The 22,467-nt window shown below is 48.3% G+C and carries 15 protein-coding genes; 13 read left to right on the forward strand and 2 right to left on the reverse strand.

Annotation, left to right across the window (positions count from 1 at the left end):
* Positions 1 to 44: 44 nt before the first annotated feature.
* Together AC3G2T_RS17430 and AC3G2T_RS17435 are read left to right on the forward strand one after the other, a co-directional pair.
* Positions 45 to 1,868 carry a non-ribosomal peptide synthetase gene (locus AC3G2T_RS17430; protein ID WP_488436328.1) on the forward strand — a complete coding sequence of 608 codons (1,824 nt, stop codon included), beginning with the start codon at positions 45 to 47 and terminating at the stop codon, positions 1,866 to 1,868.
* Positions 1,869 to 1,884: 16 nt separating this feature from the next.
* Entirely contained in the window at positions 1,885 to 2,907 is a 1,023-nt protein-coding gene (locus AC3G2T_RS17435; protein ID WP_488436329.1) for a hypothetical protein, read from the forward strand.
* Positions 2,908 to 3,007: 100 nt separating this feature from the next.
* Here the strand turns inward: AC3G2T_RS17435 and AC3G2T_RS17440 are convergent, their stop codons facing one another.
* Positions 3,008 to 3,895 carry a TetR/AcrR family transcriptional regulator gene (locus tag AC3G2T_RS17440; RefSeq protein ID WP_488436330.1) on the reverse strand — a complete coding sequence of 296 codons (888 nt, stop codon included), beginning with the start codon at positions 3,893 to 3,895 and terminating at the stop codon, positions 3,008 to 3,010.
* A gap of 263 nt (positions 3,896 to 4,158) precedes the next feature.
* On the opposite strand from AC3G2T_RS17440, the gene AC3G2T_RS17445 reads away from it, so the two are divergent.
* The 7 genes from AC3G2T_RS17445 to AC3G2T_RS17475 all read left to right on the forward strand — a co-directional run bounded on the left by AC3G2T_RS17445 (position 4,159) and on the right by AC3G2T_RS17475 (position 13,491).
* Positions 4,159 to 4,803: an HlyD family secretion protein gene (locus AC3G2T_RS17445; RefSeq protein WP_488436331.1), complete on the forward strand. Its 645-nt coding sequence runs from the start codon at positions 4,159 to 4,161 to the stop codon at positions 4,801 to 4,803.
* 21 nt (positions 4,804 to 4,824) lie between these two features.
* The gene (locus tag AC3G2T_RS17450; RefSeq protein WP_474681242.1) at positions 4,825 to 6,411 is read left to right on the forward strand and encodes a DHA2 family efflux MFS transporter permease subunit; all 1,587 of its coding nucleotides are present in this window, start codon (positions 4,825 to 4,827) and stop codon (positions 6,409 to 6,411) included.
* Between the two features lie 51 nt (positions 6,412 to 6,462).
* On the forward strand, positions 6,463 to 7,122 hold the full coding sequence (locus tag AC3G2T_RS17455) for an HlyD family secretion protein (protein ID WP_474681241.1): 660 nt from the start codon (positions 6,463 to 6,465) through the stop codon (positions 7,120 to 7,122).
* 11 nt (positions 7,123 to 7,133) lie between these two features.
* The gene (locus tag AC3G2T_RS17460) at positions 7,134 to 8,459 is read left to right on the forward strand and encodes an efflux RND transporter periplasmic adaptor subunit (protein WP_488436332.1); all 1,326 of its coding nucleotides are present in this window, start codon (positions 7,134 to 7,136) and stop codon (positions 8,457 to 8,459) included.
* Positions 8,460 to 8,487: 28 nt separating this feature from the next.
* Positions 8,488 to 10,236, forward strand: a complete 1,749-nt coding sequence (locus tag AC3G2T_RS17465) for a hypothetical protein (RefSeq protein ID WP_488436333.1) — start codon at positions 8,488 to 8,490, stop codon at positions 10,234 to 10,236.
* A 114-nt stretch (positions 10,237 to 10,350) separates the two neighbouring features.
* The gene (locus AC3G2T_RS17470; RefSeq protein ID WP_488436334.1) at positions 10,351 to 10,599 is read left to right on the forward strand and encodes a hypothetical protein; all 249 of its coding nucleotides are present in this window, start codon (positions 10,351 to 10,353) and stop codon (positions 10,597 to 10,599) included.
* A 120-nt stretch (positions 10,600 to 10,719) separates the two neighbouring features.
* Complete coding sequence (locus AC3G2T_RS17475; RefSeq protein ID WP_488436335.1) at positions 10,720 to 13,491, forward strand: S-layer homology domain-containing protein; 2,772 nt, start codon at positions 10,720 to 10,722, stop codon at positions 13,489 to 13,491.
* 165 nt (positions 13,492 to 13,656) lie between these two features.
* On the opposite strand, the gene AC3G2T_RS17480 is transcribed toward AC3G2T_RS17475, so the two are convergent.
* A complete protein-coding gene (locus AC3G2T_RS17480; protein WP_488436336.1) occupies positions 13,657 to 14,553 on the reverse strand; it encodes an RCC1 domain-containing protein in 897 nt (298 codons plus the stop codon).
* 1,346 nt (positions 14,554 to 15,899) lie between these two features.
* Here AC3G2T_RS17480 and AC3G2T_RS17485 point away from each other — a divergent pair.
* The 4 genes from AC3G2T_RS17485 to AC3G2T_RS17500 all read left to right on the forward strand — a co-directional run bounded on the left by AC3G2T_RS17485 (position 15,900) and on the right by AC3G2T_RS17500 (position 22,455).
* On the forward strand, positions 15,900 to 16,376 hold the full coding sequence (locus AC3G2T_RS17485; RefSeq protein ID WP_488436337.1) for a hypothetical protein: 477 nt from the start codon (positions 15,900 to 15,902) through the stop codon (positions 16,374 to 16,376).
* A 712-nt stretch (positions 16,377 to 17,088) separates the two neighbouring features.
* Positions 17,089 to 18,927 carry a hypothetical protein gene (locus tag AC3G2T_RS17490; protein ID WP_488436338.1) on the forward strand — a complete coding sequence of 613 codons (1,839 nt, stop codon included), beginning with the start codon at positions 17,089 to 17,091 and terminating at the stop codon, positions 18,925 to 18,927.
* 109 nt (positions 18,928 to 19,036) lie between these two features.
* Entirely contained in the window at positions 19,037 to 21,277 is a 2,241-nt protein-coding gene (locus tag AC3G2T_RS17495) for a helix-turn-helix domain-containing protein (protein ID WP_488436339.1), read from the forward strand.
* A gap of 263 nt (positions 21,278 to 21,540) precedes the next feature.
* Positions 21,541 to 22,455 (forward strand): ABC transporter permease, encoded by a 915-nt coding sequence (locus AC3G2T_RS17500; protein WP_488436340.1) that lies wholly within the window; start codon positions 21,541 to 21,543, stop codon positions 22,453 to 22,455.
* Positions 22,456 to 22,467 lie beyond the last annotated feature (12 nt).

The raw sequence follows: 22,467 nt of genomic DNA on the forward strand, positions 1-22,467 counted from the left end.
AATCCATGTCAACGCTTTGTATAAGAAGAAATGAGGTGGACTTATTGTTTATAGAAAAAAAATCAAATCAAATCTTGGATGGTAATTTCCTGGGAAATACGACCGTATACGGATTGTTTGAAAAAATGGCCAATAAGGTTCCTGATCATACGGCTATTATGTTTAAGGAGAAAACGATTTCATACAGCGAACTGCTGAATAAAGTAAAGCGCATTGCCTATAGATTGAAAATCGAAAAAGTGAACAAAAAAGATACAGTTGCAATCATGATGAGAAGATCGGTAGACGTTGTTGCAGGCATCCTGGCAGTTTTAAAAGCGGGCGCGGCTTTTCTTCCGATTGATCCGGAATACCCGGAACAAAGAAGGGAATACATGCTGGCAGACAGTAATGCATCCTTATTGATAACAGATTCAATGACGGCGGAAAAAGCCGGTCAAATAAAGGTCTTATGTGTGGATGAACCGGGCGGCTATGAATTTGAACAAGATGGAAGTATAAGTGAAGAACCGCTGTCTGATGATTTGGCTTATATCATATATACATCGGGTTCAACGGGAAAGCCTAAAGGGGTAATGATTGAGCACAAGTCAGTCGTAAATTTTATTAACGGGATTACGGAGTTAATTGATTTTGCGGAAGGAAAGAAAATTCTCGCGCTGACGACAATATCATTCGACATTTTTGTGTTGGAAGTGCTGCTGCCCCTAACCAAAGGATTGACGGTAGTTTTGGCGGATGAAGATACGCAAAAAAATCCTAAACTGCTTGCCGATACCATAGTTCATAGCTGTATTGATATGCTGCAAATAACGCCATCCATGATGCAATTGTTGATCAATCATAATGAAAAGCAGCTCGGGTGTCTTCGAAACCTGAAGGAGATCATGATTGGGGGTGAAGCATTGCCACAGTTATTATTGGACAAGATCAGAGGAAACACAAATGCAAGAATTTATAATATGTATGGACCGACAGAAACAACAGTATGGTCCACGGTAAGCGATTTAACCGAGAAAAACAATATTGATATCGGCAAACCCATCCTCCATACAAAAATCTATATTTTGGACGAAAATGATCATATTGTTGAGGAAGGTCAAGAAGGGGAGCTGTGCATAGGAGGGCTCGGTCTTGCAAGGGGTTATTTAAACAGGCCGGAGCTTACATTGGAGCGATTTGTTGCAGACCCCCATGTTTCAGGCGAAAGAATGTACAAGACTGGGGACCGGGTCAAATTGCTTGCAGACGGAAATATACAATATCTCGGAAGAATAGATAATCAAGTGAAAATAAGAGGGCATAGGATTGAGCTGGAAGAAATCGAGTCTGCCCTGTTACAAAATGGATCTATTCGCCAGGCTGCAGTTTCCTCATGGCAGGACAAGGAAAGCCATAGTTATTTATGCGCCTATTATTTATCTGATCATGATCTCTTGTCTGCAGATTTGAGAGAATTTTTGGGGCATATTTTACCTGACTATATGATTCCTTCCTATTTTTTCAAACTTGATAACATGCCCTATACCCTAAACGGGAAAATAGACAGAAAAGCTTTGCCGGCAACCGAATATATGGCTTTCATGGCGCAAGAACATGCAGCGGCTCAAATGATTGAGGATACAAACCTATTATCAAAGATCAAAGAGATTATAAATTCAAATTTGGAAGTTGCTGTTCCATTGGAAAGGATAGATTTACAAAGCCAATTGACAGACTTTGGGCTGCACTCCATTCTTTTCATTAAAATGCTTGTTTCAATAGAGACTGAATTTGACTTTGAGTTTGAAACTGAATATATTCATATGAATAAATTTCCGACGGTTCAAAGTTTAGTTTCGTATGTGGAAAGCAGAGTGTTAATTTAAAGGCTGGAGGGGCTATATGGAAAAAAAATTAGAAATGACTTATCCAACTATCACCTCGTACCCCAGAAATGCAAATATGATTTCGATACTTTCTCGCCACAGTTCCTTTAAAAACTGGTTGTATTCCAATCATATCCAGCTTCACATTAGCAAAGAAAAAGAAATGAATTACTATTGGTTAATGTTTTACCAGCCGCTTGCACGAATCCATTATCCTTTAATTAATCGGCAATACCTCAAACGTGAACTGCTCCAGGATCATAACATTGATATACTGGAATTAATCACAAAATCGATTGATAAGTCCGGATATATTTATTTATGTGTAGATACATTTTATATTCCTGCTTACCCGCTATTTCAAAAGAACCACTATTTCCATGACCTCTTTATTTTCGGATATAATCTAACCAACCAAATATTTTACGTCGCCGATTTTTTTAAGGATGGCCGGTATTCGTATGAAACTATAACCTTTACAGATTTTTTAAATGCGTTCAAAAGCGATTTCAAAGATTCTAATTCAGAAAATTTCGATGTGCAAATATTGCATGTTGATTACCAGAAAACATATACACTGGATATCCCGTTCATAATTGAAGAACTAATCGGTTATTTGAATTCCGTTAATTCTTCCAATAAATACAAAATGATCACGGAGCCGCTTCATGATACCGAGTTTATATTTGGTTTAAACATTTACCCTATATTAATAAAAAGCGCTGACGATAGGCAAAGTTATCATTGGCTTATGAAGGCGATTCATGTTCTATACGACCATAAAAAGCTTATGGCTGAGCGAGTTAGTTATTTTATGGAGAACAACATTATCCATGATAAATTTTTAAAGGAATCTTTTGAAAATATAAAAGTACTTGCAGAAGTCACTCGAAATATGTGTATAAAATACTCTTTGGTTCAAGATGAAAAAATGAAAGATCACGTTATCGCGAATCTACATGATATTTATGCTAAAGAGAAAAAAAATATAGAAAGTTTAATATTTGAATTGAAACTCTCCATGGAAACAAACTCCTGAGTGAATGCCAATAGATGCTCGCCCATTTTGGGGCGGGCGTTTTTATTTAACGGGTTATCGCGGCTGCTGACGCAACTGCCAGCCGCCGCGATAACATGCATTACAACAGCTTGGTCACAATCCTTCGATAATTTTCGAATTCGCTTGTACTGCTAATTTGCTGGCACATTTCCAGCGACAATAGCGCGCTTTCAATTAAAAAAACTCTAGGTTCCTTGCTGACAAAGAGTTCTTCTTGAATAAAATGCACAAACTTCAAACACGTGGAAGCCTGCAATTGGTCATTTGCCAAATTTTTGTCAATAATCTTTCTGAAATTGAGTGTCGCCAGTGAAAATTGACTGTTGAAATAATCGTCTTCATCCGAATCGGGAGAGAGTTTATGAATATCTTCAGGGGAGAAGATTTGATCTCCTCTAGCACTCACATCGTCCAAAATCGATTGGACAGACTGAACCGCATATTCGATTAATTTCGTAAATCCGACGTGGGCCTTGATTGTTTTGTTAAAGCGAAGCAGGGTATGCATGATGCCGGTAAAAAGTATGGCGCAATCCAGTAAATAAGGTTTTTTGTCCTCGGCAAATATGTCTTGAAACCGGTCATGTACCCAATTTATAAATTTGAAATTGATTTTTCTAATAAAGTCGGTAAGTTCGGGCTCATTGGAAACAAGAGCATCCTCAAGGATAAGCGTGCTTTTGCTTTCGTTGTTTAATTCTAGCGATATAATCACTTGTTTGGCAAATATATGAATATCAGCAGGATCCTCCCCAATGAGCTGAGCTTCTCTTTCTTCTTCAAGTTTTTTGAAAACAGATGTAAATACCGCCTTCAAAAGCTCCCCCTTGGAAGCAAAGTAATTATAAAAAGATCCCTTCGAGATCTCGCTATGATGAATAATCTCTTGAATGGATGTCGCATGATATCCGTTTGCCTGGAACAATTCATAAGCCTTTTGAATGACACGTTCTTTACGCTTATTCATGTTTGATGATCAGCTCCTCAATCACGTACTCTTCTTCAAGTAGATTATCACACTTGGACTATAATCTCAATTTTGAACACCGAGTAAAATTTTTCTTGAATATGATTCGAAAAGAGGCTATATTTCTAAGTATAACGATTGCCCAAAATTATACCTCAAGTCCATTTTATAGGGAGGGAACTCAACGACATGCCGGCCTTTATGAATATGGGGTCAAGAAAAACCGTTAAGCATTTCACTAAGACGATAAAGGTAGAGAGAACATGAAGAAAAAATTGATCCTGTACGTTATTTTGAGCGTTTCTTTATTGGTTGGATTAGGGGGAGGCTCTTATTACTGGTATCAAGTGAATTATTTTATTAAAACCGAGGATGCCAGAGTAGCCGGAGATATGTATCGGATTATCCCGCGTTTAACGGGAAAGCTTCATTCCCTTCAGGTTGCGGAAGGCGAAAACGTGATGCAGAACCAAATCGTCGGCCAGCAGGACTTTGTTAATTTGTCGGCAAGTTTGCTTGATCAGGCGGTATTGCGCACGTCATCGAACGGAACGGTGGTCAAAATCAATGCGAAACCCGGTGAAGTGGTTTCCGCCGGACAAACGGTAGCTACGGTAGTAAACAAGCAAAATTTGTACATTACCGCCAACATCAAAGAGGATAGCATTCGCCGGGTATTTATAGGGCAGGATGCCGAGTTTACAATAGACGCTTTTCCGGGAGTCACATTCACGGGAAAGGTGAAAGAGATCGGGGAGGCTACCGCAGCGGCCTTCTCATCCACGGCTTCCTCTTCCGGAAACTTTACGAAGGTTACGCAAATTTTTGCCGTCAAAATTTCTATCGATGACCAGCAAGAACTGAATATCATACCAGGCATGAGCTCGGTGGTAAAAGTTCATCTATAGAAGAGGGTGGGGAGAAAAACGATGTCTGTAGATCAATTAGAAGAGATCCCGGCAGTTGTGGATGGAGAAAAAAAAGAAGCGAACTTCTGGCTTCCGCTTGTCGCTATTATTTTGGCCACTTTCTTATCGGTGTTAAGCAGCAGCTTGGTCAGTGTGGCATTGACCAAATTGTCTCTCGTATTCGGCGTTCCGACCAGCACGGTGCAGTGGGTGGCAACCGGTTTTATGCTTGCTTCCGCTGTGGTGATTCCTGCAAGCAGTTATCTCAGCACCAGGTTCGGCAGCAAACAAGTGCTGGTTGTGTCGGTGGCAGGCTTCACAATTGGTTCTTTGTTATGCGGATTTGCGTGGAATGATTCCAGTTTGATTGCCTTTCGTATTTTTCAAGGGTTTACGGGCGGATTCATCATGCCGATCGGCATGTCTGTCATATACAGCATCGTACCGCGCCAACAGATCGGCTTAGCCATGGGCGTATGGGGCATTGCGGCGATGGTAGCTCCTGCCTTGGGGCCTACCTTGGGCGGATACATTATTCAATATTTTAGCTGGAGATTATTGTTTTTGATTAATGTTCCCATAGGCTTGATAGCTTTGGCGGCTTGCTACTTTCTGATCAAGGACGTTTCGGCGAAGGAAAAAGGCAAAAAGTTCGATTTCACCGGGGCCATCTTCTCCGTCTCATTTTTTGGTACGGTGTTGTTCGCCATAAGTAAAGCTCCGACCGAGGGCTGGACATCTTTTTATATACTGAGCTTATTTTTTGTCGCTGCTGTCAGTTTGGCTTTACTCTTATGGGCGGAGCTTACAAAAGAGCGGCCGCTGATGAACTTGTCCGTGTTAACCAATATTAAATTCTCCTCCAGCGTGCTAATATCCGGGCTTGTCCAGATGTCCATGATGGGCAGCACCTTCCTGATGCCGATTTATTTGCAAAATATATTATCCTTGAACGCCATGGAGGCCGGGATCCTGCTCCTGCCTCAAGCGATAGTTATGGCTCTTATGATGCCGATCAGCGGCAAGTTTTTGGACAAATTGGGAATTCTGCCTTTAGGCATGACCGGTTTAGCGATCCTGGGCATAACTACATTAAAGCTTTATTCATTAACAGCCGATACGCCTTTATCCTGGGTGAACACGATTTTGATCATAAGGTCTGTCGGTATCGGACTTTGCTTGATGCCGATCAGTACGGTCGGTATGATGGATGTTCCGAAAGAGCAAATCTCGGATGCCTCGTCGTTATCGAACGTATTGCGGCAGGTCATGTCTTCGATGGGGATCGCGCTGTTAACGGGTATTATGAGCAGCCGCCAATATTTCCATTTCTTTAGAATGTCCGAAAATGTCCCGTCGACATCCGATAGCGCGAATCAATTCATTTCGGCAATAAGCGGTATGCTGGGTCAAAGAGGGCTGGACCTGTCCGCCGCCCGCACAGTAGCCATGACTCAATTTTCGGGCATTTTGCAGAAAGAGGCGATGGTCCGTTCGATCGCAGATACTTTCTTTCTTTCTGCTTTGCCGGCTTTTATTTGCATCCCGTTACTGTTATTGCTGATTCTTAAGAAAAAGCCGGATGAGCCGCTCGTACAAAAAGCTTAATACGGGGAAACGCATGAACAAACACAAAGACCGCATGTTGGAGGGGAAGCAATGAAGCGCAAGCTGATTTTGTATGTTATTTTAGCTGTCATAGTTCTTAGCGGCGGTGGCATTAGTTATTATTACTGGTACCAAAACGCAAACTTTGTGAGCACGGAGGATGCGCGGATTTCGGGAGATCTGTACCGGGTGATGCCCCGGATTTCCGGTAAAATCAATTCATTAGGCGTGAAGATAGGCGATGCGGTAATTGCAGATCAAATCGTCGGCCAGCAGGATATAACGAATCTATCCAACAATTTGCTGGATCAAGCGGCACTGCGCGCTCCCATTAGCGGAACGGTTATCCAGACATCGGCCAAGGTGGGGGAAGTCGTATCCCCCGGGCAATCCGTTGCGGTGATCGTCAATAAGAGCTCGCTTTACGTATCGGCGGAAATTGAGGAGACCAACATCAATAAAATACATATCGGCCAACCGGTTTCGTTCAAGCTGGATACTTACGAAGGGGCTGAATTTCAAGGCAAAGTGAAAGAGATCGGTCAAGCGACGGCTTCAACCTTCTCCCTGCTTCCTGTGACCAGTACGAGCGGTAACTTCACCAAGGTTACACAGCGTGTCAATATAAAAATTTCCATAGACGATCAAAAAGGGTTCGATCTGTCGCCCGGCATGAATGCGATCGTCAAAGTTAATATCAAAGGGGAGTAAGGTGAATAGAGATGAGAAAACATTTGAACGTGCTATTATCATTAAGTATACTGGCGGGATCTATGGCGGTCGTTAGCGGTTGCAGCTCTTCTTCGGCAGGCGCATCCGTGCAGCCGCAGCTTCCTTCGGTGAAGGTTACCACACTGGGAGGCGTGAGTGCTGCAGGAGCAAGCGGCAAAATTGCAGCCGACCAAACCGTGCAAGTGGTTTCCAAAATCAGCGGTAAAGCAGTGAGTGTCAACGCGGAGGAAGGCGCGAAAGTGAAGAAAGGCGATGTGCTCGTTCAACTGGAGACCGACGATCTGTCCGAGCAATTCGATCAGGCGCAGGCGGGATTTGCCGCATCGCAAGCGAAGTTGGCAGATACGGAAGCCGGCGCACGTTCGCAGGATGTTCGCGCTGCTGGGGCGGCAGTGGAGCAGGCCAAGGCTGCAATCACACAGGCGGCGGCAGGGGTCGATCAGGCGAAGGCGGCGCTTGATTTGGTGACGAAGGGCTACAATCAGGCGCGGAATTATTTTGAACAAGGTGAAGTCACCGAAGAAGGACGAGATAAAGCGGCGCTCGATTATGAGAAAGCAAAATCGGCTCATTCCACCGCCCTGGCGCAGCAGCAATCCGCGAATGCGCAGCTTTCTTCCGCTCAAGCAAAGCTGGATTTGTTGAAGGAAGGGGCGACGGCAAACACCCTTGACGCTTTGCGGGCGGACGTAATGCGCACGGAGGCGGCAATGAACATTGCCCGGCATGCCCTAGATAATGCGGCAATCGCAGCCCCGATCGACGGGGTGATTGTCCGGAAAAACGTCCATGCCGGCGAGATGGCACAGGCCGGAGGCGCTTTATATACCATAGTAAATATGGATCAAGTGAAGGTGGAAGTGAGCGTGCCTGAGAATATGGTTGCTTCCATCCAGCAGGGATCTAAGGCAGCAGTCACATTGCCGAGCATTCCTGGCAAAACTTTTGAAGGGACAGTATCTTTCGTCAGTCCGGTCTCGGATACGAATAACAATACATTCCCGGTTAAATTGTCGGTAACGAATACGGACGGAGCGCTGCATGCCGGAGCGGTTGCCGTAGTTGCCTTCGGCAGTACTCCAGGTGAGGCTGGGACTCGTCTGGAGATTCCGAAGACAGCGGTCATTACGAAAGACGGCAAATCGATCGTTTACAAGCTCGACGGAGATATTGTTCATCCTGTCGAGCTGACAACGGAAGTGAAAAATGAGGATTGGCTTTATTTGACCGGAGCCGCAGGACTCAAGAACAGCGATAAGATCGTTCTAAATCCTTCCGATAAGCTGACTGACGGCACCAAAGTACATGCGGAATAATCCCCTTAATAAGAAAGGAACTTGTCACATGAAGATCCAACTAAAACAAGCAGCTATGACTTTTGTTTTGTCCGCTTCGCTGTTGATGTCCGGCTTACCGGCTTGGGCGGATGGCTATGATGCGGCATCCGACGCCACGAGCGCTGCAGTTTATCACATAAATGAGAGCCTGCATGTAAAGGCAGAGGGTATTTATAATGAAAAAACTTCAGCAGGCGTACGTCTGGGGGCCGTTATAAGAATTGCTAATACGAGCGGTCAGACGCTTCGCGTTCCCGATCATGAACTGCGGGCTACGACGAGCGAGGGGACCGTGTATACGCTTCGTCCAAGCAGCAGTAATGCACGCGGCATCCAGCCGAACTCCGAGGTTGAGCTGACTTACTACAAATTGATAAACCGGCAAACGGAAATTAGTTTGAAGGATTTGTCCCTGATCGATGTGAATTACAACGTGTTTCCGAAGCTGGAAACAACTTTGCTTACTATACCTGTAAGCGGCTCTGTTTGGAGCGGCAGCCGTTCTGAATTTGAAAACGCAGCTGCATCGAAGGCATGGGGAGAGCCTTTTGCGATCCCGATGCTGCAATCTCCGCTTACTTACACGACCGTAGAATGGAATAAAAGCAATACGGCTTCAGGCGTGGATTATGTTGTGAAGTTGTTGGTTGAAAATCCGTCGGATCAGACGGAAACCATTCCGGCGCTTCTGTTGGACGGGAAAAGCAAGGGCGACTTTTATACCGGAAAACGGTTAGAAGGGGAAGACATTTCTTTAGAGCCCGGCGAAAAAACGTACATTCATTTTGTCATTCACGCCAAGATGGATACAGTGCTTGAAAGCTTCAATGTGCTGACGCCGGAAAGCTTTACCCAAACCGATGCTGCAGGCCAAGCTAAAACGGTGAACTTCAGTATCGGCCGGTTGAATGTTAAACTGCAAAACCGCGGAACAACGGCGGACAATTATACTTACGGCACACCGATCGCGTTTGAACCATGGAACAATGTCATTCATCAGGATCTGAACGTAGCCCTTACCGAGCTGCATGTAACGGATAATAAAGATCAAGGCAGCAAGGTAGCTTTCGCCAAGTTCAGCATCAGCAATAAAGGGCAAAATCCTGTGCCTATGCCGGCATTTCAGACGGAGCTTTCCAGCTTGGGCGGCCATGATTATACGGGCGTAAGGCAAACCGCCGCTCAAACGAGCGTAGCGCCCGGAACTTCGATCGTTGTCAGCTATGCATTCGTGCTTCCGGTTTCCGAAGAGAACGAGGCTTTTACGATGAACATACAGGAAGTTGTCGCAAGCGATTCGGCGAATGGGGGTAATAACGGCTACAAATCAACCATAGCTTCTTATAAGGCGGCAGTGCAAGGGGACGATGACCGCCACAGCATCAAGCTGTATCCGTATACCCTGAATATTAAGGATTATTTCCTGTCGCAAATGACAGTGGGGGGAAGCCCGTACGTGTCGCCTTATTACACTTACAAGCTTCGCTTGAATCTGGACATTGCCCGCGATAGGCAAGTCATTACAGACGGAGGCTTCTCGAAGCTGAAATTCGAACTGGCGGATGGAAACGGCGGCATTCTGGGCTCCAAGTCATTCCCTTTCATGGGGGCTGACCGTTTGGTAAACGGAGATCAGACGTTGACTTTTACAAACTTGTCGTTCAATCAAATTCAAAGCGGCGTTTCCGTGAAAGTGTATGAGACAATGAGCACGCCTGCAGGAGAAATAGATCGCTTTATTGCAGAGCTGAAGTAAGGAGTAACTTATAGAAACCGGCAGGGGATTGAGCGCAATGAACGAATGAGCTCGATCCTCTTGTTAAAGGAGGTCCATTTTGCTAACTTCAAACTGAATGAAACGAGGGTAAGAATGGATAATGATAAACAGTCACTTGTCATAGAGCTTATTCGTACGATTCAATTGACCAGAAACATGAATTGGAAGCTTGAAGATGATGCCAAAGATGAGAATACGGCAGCACAAATAAAAGGTTTAGTCGATTTTCTTGGAAAAGAACAAAGCTACCAGTTGACGTACCTGCTGGATCAAGTGTTTGTGTATTTTAATGAGTTGAGTGAAGAAGAGAATACATTGCAGCAGACAAGGTTAGAATCATGAGGTTTACAAAATGTTTAAAGAGCCCCAATAAATTTATAGATTTATCTATAAATTTTTAAGGGCTCTTTTTTTCGGCATGATTATAATAGGCATAAACATAGCATAAGGAGTGGACATGATTTGACAACGAAATTCAAAAGAAAGCAAGTATCCGTTGCCTTGGTATTGCCCCTGCTGCTAAGCTCTCTGAATGGAAGCTTTGCAAGTGCGGCGGCATTACCAACTACAGTAACCCCGCAGTCAGCACCGCCTTGGGGGTATTTTGTAGATAATTATCAAAATAATACTTCGGCTAATAGTACGGTAAGCTCCAATTCTGCCGTTGGGACGCTTTCCAAGTTTCTGGATCTTTGGACACCTGGTGACAAAGTAACTGATTCGGTGTATTACTGGAAAAATGGCACCAAGCTGAACCCCAGTGTGCTGGATGCTAACATGCAGTATGTGGGAAATATTGCAGCTGCTCGCACTGCTGATCAAGAAACGGCGGCATACTTGGATGATCGAAGAAATCAAACATACTCTGTCACGGAAGGTTTAGGATCACTCACTGATGTGTATCGGACCAAATCGGGAACATATACAACGATTACGGGTGTTGCAGCAGATGCCACAGTGAAAAAATATGACGACGGTAACGGCTCCAATGCTGCAGGAGATGTGAACTCCGAGCTTGGCAAGATGGTAACTCTGATCGGAACGTTGCGAGGCAACTATGCATCAGGCAATCCATCCAAAAATTTCTTTCAGTATCCTCGACCATGGCGTCAGCTTGGCGAAAATGTTCTTATACCTACCCTGATTCCCGCAAAAAGCAGTACTCCGGCCTCGGACGGCGGCTTCCCTAGCGGTCATACGAATGCTGCGTATCTCGCCGCTTTCTCATTAGCCTACGCAGTACCCGAACGGTTCCAGGAGCTCTTGACCCGGGCTTCGGAACTTGGAACCAATCGGATTGTAACCGGTATGCACTCCCCGCTAGATGTCATGGGAGGACGTGTCTTGGCAACGGCCCTGGCGGCCGCTACTTTGAATGATCCGGCCAATGCCGCGATTAAACAAGCTGCTTATGACAATGCTCATGCGAATTTGTTGACGCAAACCGGTACAGCGGTGGATCGCTTCAATGATTATGCAAAGAACAAAGCAGACTATACGCAGCGTTTGACATATGGATTTAACCAGATCAATGCAACCACGAACCCGGTGGTAGTTCCAAAGGGCGCTGAAGTCTTGTTGGAAACCCGTTTGCCCTACCTGGACAGCACGCAGCGCCGCTGGGTATTGGCCACGACCGGTCTTCCATCCGGCTATCCTCTGCTTGATGATCCCGAGGGATGGGGACGGCTTAACCTCTTTGCCGCTGCGGATGGTTACGGCGCTTTCGCGAATGACGTTACAGTGACAATGGATGCAAGCAAAGGCGGTTTCAACGTATTGGATCGCTGGCGGAACGACATCTCCGGTACAGGTAAGCTGACAAAAGAGGGAACGGGTACTTTAAAGCTGCAGGGCGACAATACTTATTCCGGAGGTACACAGATCGACGGAGGTACGCTTGAGGGCAATTCGAAGACAGCATTCGGAAGCGGCGACGTCGCGAACAACGGGGGAACTCTCGTTGAAAATGTTCCCGGAACAATGACCATCGGCGGAAATTACGCACAATCTGCGGGCGGTACGCTTGAACTCAACCTTAGCGGCAAAGATGATCTGCTCAACATTAAAGGCGCGGTAAATCCTAACGGGAAATTACGTCTGAATTTTGTGGATAATTATGTACCAGGCAGCGGCGTTTACACGATCATAACCCATGGTAAGGATCAACGGAATGGACAGTTTTCTTCAGTTGAAACTGCGGGCTTACCTAGTCAATATAAAGTGAAGGTAATCTATAATTCCGATAATATCCAGTTAGCGGTAAACTATACAGGAATATCTTTGGATTCGTCCAGCTATACGTTAAATGTTGGCGGTACCCATAGTACCGTAGTTTCAGCGACTTATTTTGATAATACTGCGGTAGATGTCAGCAAGTATACAGCCTATACGTCTTCTCAGCCGCAAATTGCTGCTGTAAACAGCAGTGGTCTTGTGACTGCAATTAGCCCGGGAAGCACCGTAATTACGGCTACTTACGGAAACTTTAATGCAACGTCTACAGTTCAAGTAAATAGCAGTGGTAGCGGCAGTGGAGGCAGCTCCGGTGGAAGTTCGGGCAATAACACTGGTTCGTCAAGCGGTTCTACAGGAACACCTTCCGATACTAAACCTGCCGCACCGCAAACGCCGTCAAAACCTGATGCTCCTAAAGGATCGACCGGATCGCCAACCACACCAGCCTCATCGAAATTTAGCGATGTGAATGCAGCTTACTCCTGGGCAGCCAAAGCAATTGACGCGTTGGCAGCTAAAGGTGTCATACAAGGCACGGCGGACAAAACGTTTTCTCCGGACAAAAAAATTTCCCGTGCGGATATCGTAGTACTTCTTGTGCGCGCGCTGAATCTTAAGGCGGAATTCGCATCCAACTTTAGCGATGTGAATAAGAGCGACTACTACTATGAAGCTCTTGGCATTGCCAAGCAGCTAGGTCTTGCTAACGGTATGGAAGACGGCGCCTTCAATCCTAAAAAGGATATTACCCGCGAAGACCTGATGGTGCTCTGCGCAAGGGCATTAAAGCTTTCCGGCAATTCGGTTGCAGGGAACACTGCCGATCTTTCCAAATTCGCCGATAGCACCCAAATCGCACCTTATGCACAAGAAGCAGTAGCATCCTTAGTCAAGCAGGGCATCGTAGAAGGAAGCGAAAATGGAATCAACCCTCTCGGCACAGCAACAAGGGCTGAAACTGCAGTTATCATTTATCGAATGATAAATAAGCAATAATCGCGAAGAAGAACTCGCCTTTCATTTTTCCACATCGGTTGGATGAAGGGCGAGTTTTTTTGTATGTTTCGATGAATCGCGAAAAGCACCTCACAAAGCACCTCACAAAGCACCTCACAAAGCACCTTATAATGTTACATAGAATACGCCATGTTTAAAAGAAAACTAATTGCCGGGCAGTTGGATGCCACGCCAACCGCTTACATCGCATTGGCCATATTCATTATCACCCACAGCAACCACAGTGCCGTCCGATTTAAGGCCGAGAGTGTGGGCGCAACCCGCTGCAACCGCCACAATATCGCGCCAGCCGCTTACATTGCATTGGCCATGCTCATTCCAACCCACAGCCGCCACAGTACCGTCCGATCTAAGGCCGATGGCATGATTACTACCCGCCGCAATCGTCACAATACCGCGCCAGCCGCTTACATCGCATTGGTCATGTTTATTCAAACCCACAGCCGTCACCGTACCGTCCGATTTAAGACCGATTGTATGAAGATAACCTGCTGCGACCGCGACAATATCGCACCAACCGCTTACATTGCATTGGCCATACCGATTATTACCCACAGCCGTCACCGTGCCGTCCAATTTAAGACCGACGGTATGCCAGTCACCCGCCGCGACCGCCACCATATCACGCCAGCCACTTACATTGCATTGACCTTCATTATTTCGACCTACAGCCACCACCGTGCCATCCGATTTAAGCCCGACGGTACGACGCCAACCCGCCGCAACCGCTACAATATCGCGCCAGCCGCTTACATTGCATTGGTCATGCTTATTCCAACCCACAGCCGCCACAGTACCGTCAGATTTAAGACCGATTGTATGAGCATTACCCGTGTTCGTCGCCATATGAACATTACCAGCCGCAACCGCGACAATATTGCGCCAGCCGCTTACATCACATTGGCCATATTTATTATCACCCACTGCCGTCACCGTGCCGTCCGATTTAAGACCAACGGTATGACGACGACCCGCCGCTATGGTATCTTTAGGCCACCGTTTCACCTTTAACGCCGCTTCTTTCGATGAAATGTAATCCATGTTTTACCTCCTTGAAAACAAGACCTATTTTATTATGAAACGGCTCCACTCCGAGCGGATGCTGCGAAATCCGGGCTTCTGGGCGATCCACGCCTCACCGCGGGCAACAGCCAGCGCGGGTCGGTGAAGTCGTGGGGCACGGCCCGAGCCCGCCCTCAGGGTGCCACGTAGAATCGCGGTCGTGCACCTTGGCTAGGTCCAAGTTCCACCATTCGTTGCCATAAGTGCCCCAGTCTCGAGGGATCGGTCTTGGAATAGAGGCAAGAACGGCAAAGCTTTCCCGGCTTTAGAATGCACCTTGTGGCCGTCAAGATAGGACACAAAGCTCTCCCACGCCAAGTCTTCGTCGAGCCCCTGTGCCGTCAGCGCCTCCGCGATTGCGCGGTCCAAATCATGAGGCATTGCATCTTTCCCTTTCCCTGATCATAGCGATTCGGACACGGGATTTCAACACGGTATATCCAAAAGAAAAAGCTTTCCCCCGCGCTTCGCTTGGGCTACGTCCACCATCTGTGAACACCAATGTCATGAAAATGTATTACATTATTTCCACTGTAGTTTTTTCAACAACCGATCCCTTAGGGATAACAAAAAAGAGCGATATGCAATATTTCATACCTTAAATATTTTAAAAAACTATCTTGACATCTTGTGGCGCTTTACCTCACAAAGCACCTAATAAAGCTCGCCACCTCACCTTACAAAACACCTAACACAACATATGGATGAAACTGCCTAAATTGGATAAGTACTCTTTGATTATAGGCATAGCCAGATTTTCCGGTGTTGAGCACGTCAAAATCGGGAATGATTTTGGTGATTGAAATAATTGGCGGGGTACTAGAGAAAATTGTAAGCGGTAATCATCAAATTTGATTCTTTACCAAATCTATCATGTATCTTTTTCCACTAACTTCCCGCTCCGATATGAACTCCCCCCATTCCCTGGACGAGAAGCAATTTCAAACCCTTGCCCCCAATCGAAATGACCAGTAGCCAAATTAGATATGTATAGAATGGACATGTTTAGGTCAGCAGCAGCCTTGTGAACTATCAAATGCAAGAACATAGAATTAATTCCAAAGGGAGTGAAACCGGAAGGGGCTGAACTTCCGGTTTTTGCGGCCCACAGGCAGTGCATTTGAACCCTCTGCCAGCTCATCCGGGCTAAAAAGGAAAAGCCGGTCGCCAGAGCAGGCGCATCATTGGCAGCGCGCGGAGAAAACCTGCAAAAGTGCATCTTTTTGCTCCTGAATGCGCTTGATTCGTAAAATTACTGCAAATCTGCAGTTTTTTCCGCAGCCACTGCGGGCTGGGCCCTCTCAGAGTGGAAAATTCCTGCACATTTGCAGGATTTTCCCAAAAACGAGCCGATTCCGCCGAAAAAGCCTGCACAATTGCAGGCTTTTCCGTCCACCGGCAGTGCATTCGGGCCTTCCGCCAATGCAGGCTTTGCGGCTCCCTCCGCAGCGCATCCGAGCGCTCGGTCGCTCAAGCTGGCGCATTATTGGCAGCGCGCCGGAAAAAACCTGCAAAAGTGCATCTTTTTACTCCTTAATGCGCCTGATTTGCAAAATTCCTGCAAATCTGCAGTTTTTTCCTCTGCCATTGCGGGCTGGGCCCTCTCAGAGTGGAAAATTCCTGCACATTTGCAGGCTTTTCCCCAAAACGCGCCGATTCCGTCGAAAAAGCCTGCACATTTGCAGGCTTTGCCGTCCACTGCCAGCGCATCCGAGCGCTCGGCGGCCCAAAGCTGGCGCATCATTGGCAGCGCACGGATAAAACCTGCAAAAGTGCATCTTTTTGCTCCTGAATACGCCTGATTTGCAAAATTCCTGCAAATCTGCAGTTTTTCCGCTGCTATTGCGGGCTGGGCCCTCTCAGAGTGGAAAATTCCTGCGCAATTGCAGGCTTTTCCCAAAAACGAGCCGATTCCGTCGAAAAAGCCTGCACAATTGCAGGCTTTTCGGTGGCTCTCCGCCAATGCAGGCTTCGCGCCCCACCGGCGGTACATTCGAGCCCACCGCCAATGCAGGCTTCGCGCCTCACCGGCGGTGCATTCGGGCCCGCCGCCAATGCAGGCTTCGCGCCTCACCGGCGGTGCATTCGGGCCACCGGCAATGCAGGCTTCACGGCCCACTGGCGGTGCATTCAGGCCACCGGCAATGCAGGCTTCGCGTCCCGCCGGCGGTGCATTCGGGCCACCGCCAATGCAGGCTTCGCGCCCCGCCGGCGGTGCATTCGGGCCGCCGCCAATGCAGGCTTCGCGCCTCACCGGCGGTGCATTCGGGCCCGCCAGCGCATCCGAGCCCCTCGCGAATGCCCGCACCGTGCGCAGCTCCCAGCGCGCGGCGGTGCTGCGCCGCATGACGGCGGCCCGGTCGCCCCGCGGGGCCCTCAACCAGGGTGCAGGTTCGGATGCACGGGTGGAGGGCTTTTGCGAAAAAATCGTCTATCGGGCAAAACTTGTTTATTGCCTGCTCCCGGCCGGAAAGCTATAGTACTTGGAGAAATCTACGCAAAGCGGAGGTAGTTATGGATACGAATATCCATATGAAAGAAGCGTTTCGGCGGCGCGCCCGGCTGATGTTGGAGCAATCCCCGCTCAATCCTGTCCCCGATTCCGACAAGGCGCGGAGGTATTTGTACGATGCCATTGCGCGGTTAGGCATGCAAAGAGAGACGGAGCTGGCCTTGCATCATATCCGATTGGCCAACGACGATCCCGGCGAGCATGGGATGTTTTTTCGCTATGCCAATATGGATGCTTTTTTGCGGTTCGGCCATCTATACAGCGCCAAGTTAAAGGAAAAAGTAAGGGCGCGAATGCTGCTGCACGATCAGTTCGAGCTGGAGAGCGGCACCGAAAACCATAAAATCATGAATGCGGCAGCCGGATATTTGACCGCGCAAACGTGGCCGGACTGGAAGCATGCAAGCAGGCTTATGGTGCGGTGCGCCGCCTATTTGGACCGTTATTTTCACCAGGTCTCCCATTTTGGGCAGGGGGAGTTCGACTCGACCACTTATAGCGCGATGTATTTGAACGCATTGGCAACTTTATACGATTTTGCCGGCGACCTTTTGCTGAAAAAGAAAGCCGAAATGATGCTCGATTGGTATTTGGCCAATACGGCGGGGGACTGGCTGAACGGCGTATTTACCGGCGCGCATTCGCGGGATTATTACCCGACCGAGACGTTCGGCAGCTCGCCGGCGGGAACGGCGGCGGCCTGGCTGTACTTCGGCGGGCGAACGCCCGATTTGCGCAATGGCGAGCCGCATTACAGCGTCATTAATGCGCTGTCCGCTTACGCGCCGCCCGATATGCTCGTACGCATCGCGCGGGACAGAAGCTTTCCGTTCGAGCATGTGGAAACGCACGACGTGACTTCCGTTTCCGCGAAAGCTCACGATTTTCATGAAACCAGGGAGCTTGCGGGAGCAAGCCGGGGCTTGAAGGGGCTGGGTTATATTAGCCGAACCGGCGTTCGCAAATACACCTATGTCACGCCCGGCTTTGCGCTCGGCAGTATGACGGACGGCAAGCAGGGAGATGTGATATGGTCCGGACAGCTAAGAAGATGGTCGCTCGATTGGGATTCGGATGAGCCTTCCGGGGTCCTTTTTTTCAATCATCCGTTTCCCGATTTCGGCTCTCCGGAGGAACGGTATGCGGACAATTGGCTGGGATCGTCGCCATACGAGCAGGTCATTCAGCATCGAAGCGCGTTAATCGCGCTGTACCATATTCCGGCGGGGACGGCTTACCAATACGGCCCGCGGCAGCCGTTCCCGTCGGATCGCGATCCCTATATCGACGGGTTCTTTTCCGGCAAGGCCATTTACCTCCTTGCCGAAAAGCCCGGCGGCCGCATATTCGCCCACGGCGGAACGGTCTTGATCGCAGTGAGGCTGTTGAAGCCGTACCGGTGGATAGCTGACGAAAGCGGAAACCGAAGGCTGCGGAGCGACGGTCTCATTCATGCCGTTATCGTGGAAGCGGCAAGTCCAAGCGATTACTCCCGGGAGTCGGACAGCGGGTTGAGCGAAGAGCGGCAAATTGCGGCTGAACTCGGCCGCTACCAAGATGCCATAATGAGCCGAACGCATGTGGATGCATCACGGCTGGACAGCCCGACTCCCTCCATCACGTATACGGCTTTAAGCGGGGACGTCTTACATATCGCGTACGACGGGCAGCGGCTGCTGAACGGAAAAGAGATCCGGTATGACGAATGGCCGTTAATTCGCAATCCGTTTATGGAGTCGGAATTGAACAGCGGTATTCTGAAGTTGGAATACGAGGGGAAGGTATGCACGTTGAATTACAAAACTTGGGTAAAGGAATGGACAAGTAGCGGTTCTAAATAAATGAAATCCGCGCATACTTATCAGAGAAAAACCCGAAATGAACGGGTTTTTCTTGTGTTAGGAAGCATTTCGCAATCTGCATGCGGATTGAATCAGAGGGGCGCTTTGTATGAGCAAACGATGGTTTTACCGGCTTCTGTTTTCCTATTTGCCCGTTTTTTTCATGATCGCCGCCATGCTTATTGTGCTAATTTTTGTTGCGATCAGCCAATTATCGCGAAAAGAAGCCGAGAAGGCGAACGAAACGTATGCGCTGCACGTCATGCAGTCGGTAGATTACGCTTTGAAAACGATAGATGAATATGTGATTAAGGAGCTGCAGACGGATAGGCGGATCGACCAGTTTTTCGACAACAAATTTGCAGGAAATCCCTACTATTCCGCTTATGAAATCACCGAGCTGATTCGCGGGATGACGAACTACAACAAGTTTATCGATTCGCTGTATATTTATCGGGCTTCCGATCAAGTGGTCATCAGTCCCAACACGATGATGAAGGTCGACCGTTTCGGCGATGAAACGTTCATTGAAGAGATGATGAAGAGCCCTGCGCTGTATCATCTGACGAACCGGCGGATCTACAAAGAATTTGCCGAGACGGATCAACGCAAAGCGGTCGTTTCTTTAGTTCGCAAAATTCCTCTGTTATCCGGACGGCAGGGGATTGTCGTCGTCAATATCGGCATGGACTCGATTGAAAGCATGGTGGGCGACATGTCCCGTTCAAAGGTCAGCTTTATCGACGTGTACGATGCCGAAGGCAACAGTCTGACGGCATCCGCCAATGCCGCCGGAGCAGCGGGATTCAACAAGAGAGGGTCGGAGCTGACCCGAATCCGCTCGGACTATACGAATTGGGAATACCGGAGCGGCCTCAACGATGAGCATTTATTTACGTTCACCTCCGTATTTTCCTATGTATGGATCGGGCTGGGCCTGCTGATGGTCGTCCTCGGAGGAGTCTGGATGACTTATGTGACGCACCGCAATTACCGGCCGATCGAGTCGATTATGGCCCGCATCCGTGCGTATTCCGAGCTGAAAGCTATCGGGCTCGATGCCGATAAACAGGACGAGTTCCAGTACATCGACCGGGCATTGGGCAATTTAATGGAGCTGTCCAGCCGTTATGAGAAGCAGCACGAGGAAGATATCGTCTTCCGCCGCCGCCACTTTTTCAAAGAATGGCTTGAGGGCAGCCGGGCGATCGGCTACGAAGAATGGAAAGCCGAGATGAAGCGGCTGCACGTGCCTTCCGGCTTCAGGCAGCTTGCCGCTGCGGTCATAGAGCTCGACAAGTACATGGAAGTATGCCGAATGTTCTCGCAGAAAGATCGGGAGCTGCTGAAATTTGTGCTGAGCCGCGTCGTTTACGAAGCCGCCGAGCAGCTCCGTTTGACGGTATGGGCGGAATGGACGGCCGCTCACAGGCTGGGCGCAGTCCTGTTTGCCGAAGCGGATGAAAAAAACAGCGAGAAGCTTGCGGCTCATTTTTGCGAACATGTGCGCTCCTGGGTCGAGCAGCATTTGCCTTTTCGCGTTACGATCGGCGTCGGACCTGCGGTCGCCCAAGTGCAGGAGCTTGTGCAGTCCTACGATGCCGGAGCCAACGTGCTTCGCTTCAAATCTTCGTTGGGAACCAACCGTGTCATCTACCATTGGGAGTCCGAAGCTTCAGCCGAGAAAGAAATGTATAAGCATTTGCCCCTCGTTAAGTCGCTGGCGCAGTTTTTTCGCCTGGGAGACGAGGCGTGGAGGCCGGCGTTGGAGCAAATTTTTACCGAATTAAAAGCCGGGCTGTTTTCGTACGATGAAATCCGCAATCTTATGAATTATATGGTGTATCATTTGCACCGGGAAATGCTCGAACTACCGGCCGAATTTCAGGAGCTGTGGAAGCGGGAGGCGCTGCCGGGGCTGAACGATGCCATAGAGCGGTTCGATACGATCGAGGAAGCGTATTCGCACTGGTTTCGTATTTTGGAAGAAGTGTCGGAACAGATGGCCGCTTTGCGCGAAGTCAGAAGCACGCATGCTTTAATGAAGCGGATTCGCGCCTATATGGAAACCCATTACGCCGATCCGGAATTGTCGCTCAACTCGCTGAGCGAGCGGTTTCGGCTGCATGCTTCGCATGTAAGCCGGTCGTTCAAAGAGGAATTCGGCGAAAAATTCGTCGATTATCTCGTCAAAATCCGGATGGAACAAGCGAAAAAGCTGCTCCAGAGCAGCAATGATTCCGTTCAGGACATCGGGGTCAAAGTCGGCTATGTGCATGCGATATCGTTTATCCGCGCTTTCAAGAAGTACAGCGGTTTCACGCCGGGCGAGTACCGGAAGGAAGAGTAGAACCTGTATTTCCCGGGAAAACGCCTACCTCTAAACGCGGCCCTCACATCTTTGAAAGACCTCGATAAAGGTTTATCTCATGTTTATCGATCGGCGCGTCAAGTTCGCAAAAGCCTAGTGCAGCCGCAGTTTGCTAAAAGAGTTTATTCGTAAATTCATGTATATTGAGCCTTATGGCACCTCCGAGGTACATTGATTCCATCAGCGGCTGGGGTTTCAAGTTTCCAAAGTTTCCAGTTTCCGCCGAAGGAGGTGAATCAGACATGCAGCATACGCCGCCGCAAGCGCGCCATCGTTTTCAACAAAATATCCCTCTCTTGATGATGTTCGTTCCGGTCATCGCTTATTTTGTCATTTTCAAATATTTGCCTATTTTAGGGAACGTTATAGCGTTCAAAAATTACAATTTGATGGATGGAATATGGGGAAGCCCATGGGTAGGTTTGAAGCACTTCAAGTCGTTGTTTACCCAGCCGCAGACGGTGACCATCATCCGCAATACCGTTACGTTAAGCTTGTTAAGCATTTGCGCCGGCTTTCCGTTTCCGATCCTGATCGCGATCCTGCTGAATGAAATTCGCGCGCTGCGGTTCAAACGCGTCGTGCAGACGCTGATCTATTTGCCGCATTTTTTTTCATGGGTGATTGTCGGGGGCCTCGTCGTCACGATATTTTCCCAGCAGTCCGGAATCGTGAACAAGCTGTTGGAGCTATGGACGGGTCAAACCGTCGCTTTCTTGTATCAGGAGCACAGCTGGATCGCGATCTTTCTCGGCTCCGGCATTTGGAAGGAAGCGGGCTGGGGAGCCATTATTTATTTGGCCGCGCTGACGTCCATCGATACGCATCTGTATGAAGCCGCCGGCATCGACGGTGCGTCGAAATGGAGGCAAATCTGGCATGTGACGCTGCCCGGCATCCGCAGCACGATTATTTTGATGCTGATTCTGAGCATGGGGAACGTTATGGAAGTGGGATTCGACCACGTGTATACGCTGCAAAATGCGGCGGTAACCGATGTTTCGAGCGTCATCAGCACCTATATCTTTATTGTCGGCGTCCAGGGAGGGCAGTTCAGCTTAACGACTGCGGTCGGTTTATTCGAATCGTTGGTCGGCTTCTTCTTCGTCGTCCTTTCGAACCGGGTTGCCAGAAAATTCGATCAAGCACTGTGGTAAGAAAGGAGCGTT

It is taken from the genome of Paenibacillus sp. sgz302191 (assembly GCF_057749925.1).

Excerpts from the sequence above, each read along its gene's own strand:
- AC3G2T_RS17435 (WP_488436329.1), top strand. The coding sequence starts at position 1,885 with ATGGAAAAAAAATTAGAAATGACTTATCCAACTATCACCTCGTACCCC.
- AC3G2T_RS17440 (WP_488436330.1), bottom strand. The coding sequence starts at position 3,895 with ATGAATAAGCGTAAAGAACGTGTCATTCAAAAGGCTTATGAATTGTTC.
- AC3G2T_RS17445 (WP_488436331.1), top strand. The coding sequence starts at position 4,159 with ATGAAGAAAAAATTGATCCTGTACGTTATTTTGAGCGTTTCTTTATTG.
- AC3G2T_RS17450 (WP_474681242.1), top strand. The coding sequence starts at position 4,825 with ATGTCTGTAGATCAATTAGAAGAGATCCCGGCAGTTGTGGATGGAGAA.
- AC3G2T_RS17455 (WP_474681241.1), top strand. The coding sequence starts at position 6,463 with ATGAAGCGCAAGCTGATTTTGTATGTTATTTTAGCTGTCATAGTTCTT.
- AC3G2T_RS17460 (WP_488436332.1), top strand. The coding sequence starts at position 7,134 with ATGAGAAAACATTTGAACGTGCTATTATCATTAAGTATACTGGCGGGA.
- AC3G2T_RS17465 (WP_488436333.1), top strand. The coding sequence starts at position 8,488 with ATGAAGATCCAACTAAAACAAGCAGCTATGACTTTTGTTTTGTCCGCT.
- AC3G2T_RS17470 (WP_488436334.1), top strand. The coding sequence starts at position 10,351 with ATGGATAATGATAAACAGTCACTTGTCATAGAGCTTATTCGTACGATT.
- AC3G2T_RS17480 (WP_488436336.1), bottom strand. The coding sequence starts at position 14,553 with ATGGATTACATTTCATCGAAAGAAGCGGCGTTAAAGGTGAAACGGTGG.
- AC3G2T_RS17490 (WP_488436338.1), top strand. The coding sequence starts at position 17,089 with ATGGATACGAATATCCATATGAAAGAAGCGTTTCGGCGGCGCGCCCGG.
- AC3G2T_RS17495 (WP_488436339.1), top strand. The coding sequence starts at position 19,037 with ATGAGCAAACGATGGTTTTACCGGCTTCTGTTTTCCTATTTGCCCGTT.
- AC3G2T_RS17500 (WP_488436340.1), top strand. The coding sequence starts at position 21,541 with ATGCAGCATACGCCGCCGCAAGCGCGCCATCGTTTTCAACAAAATATC.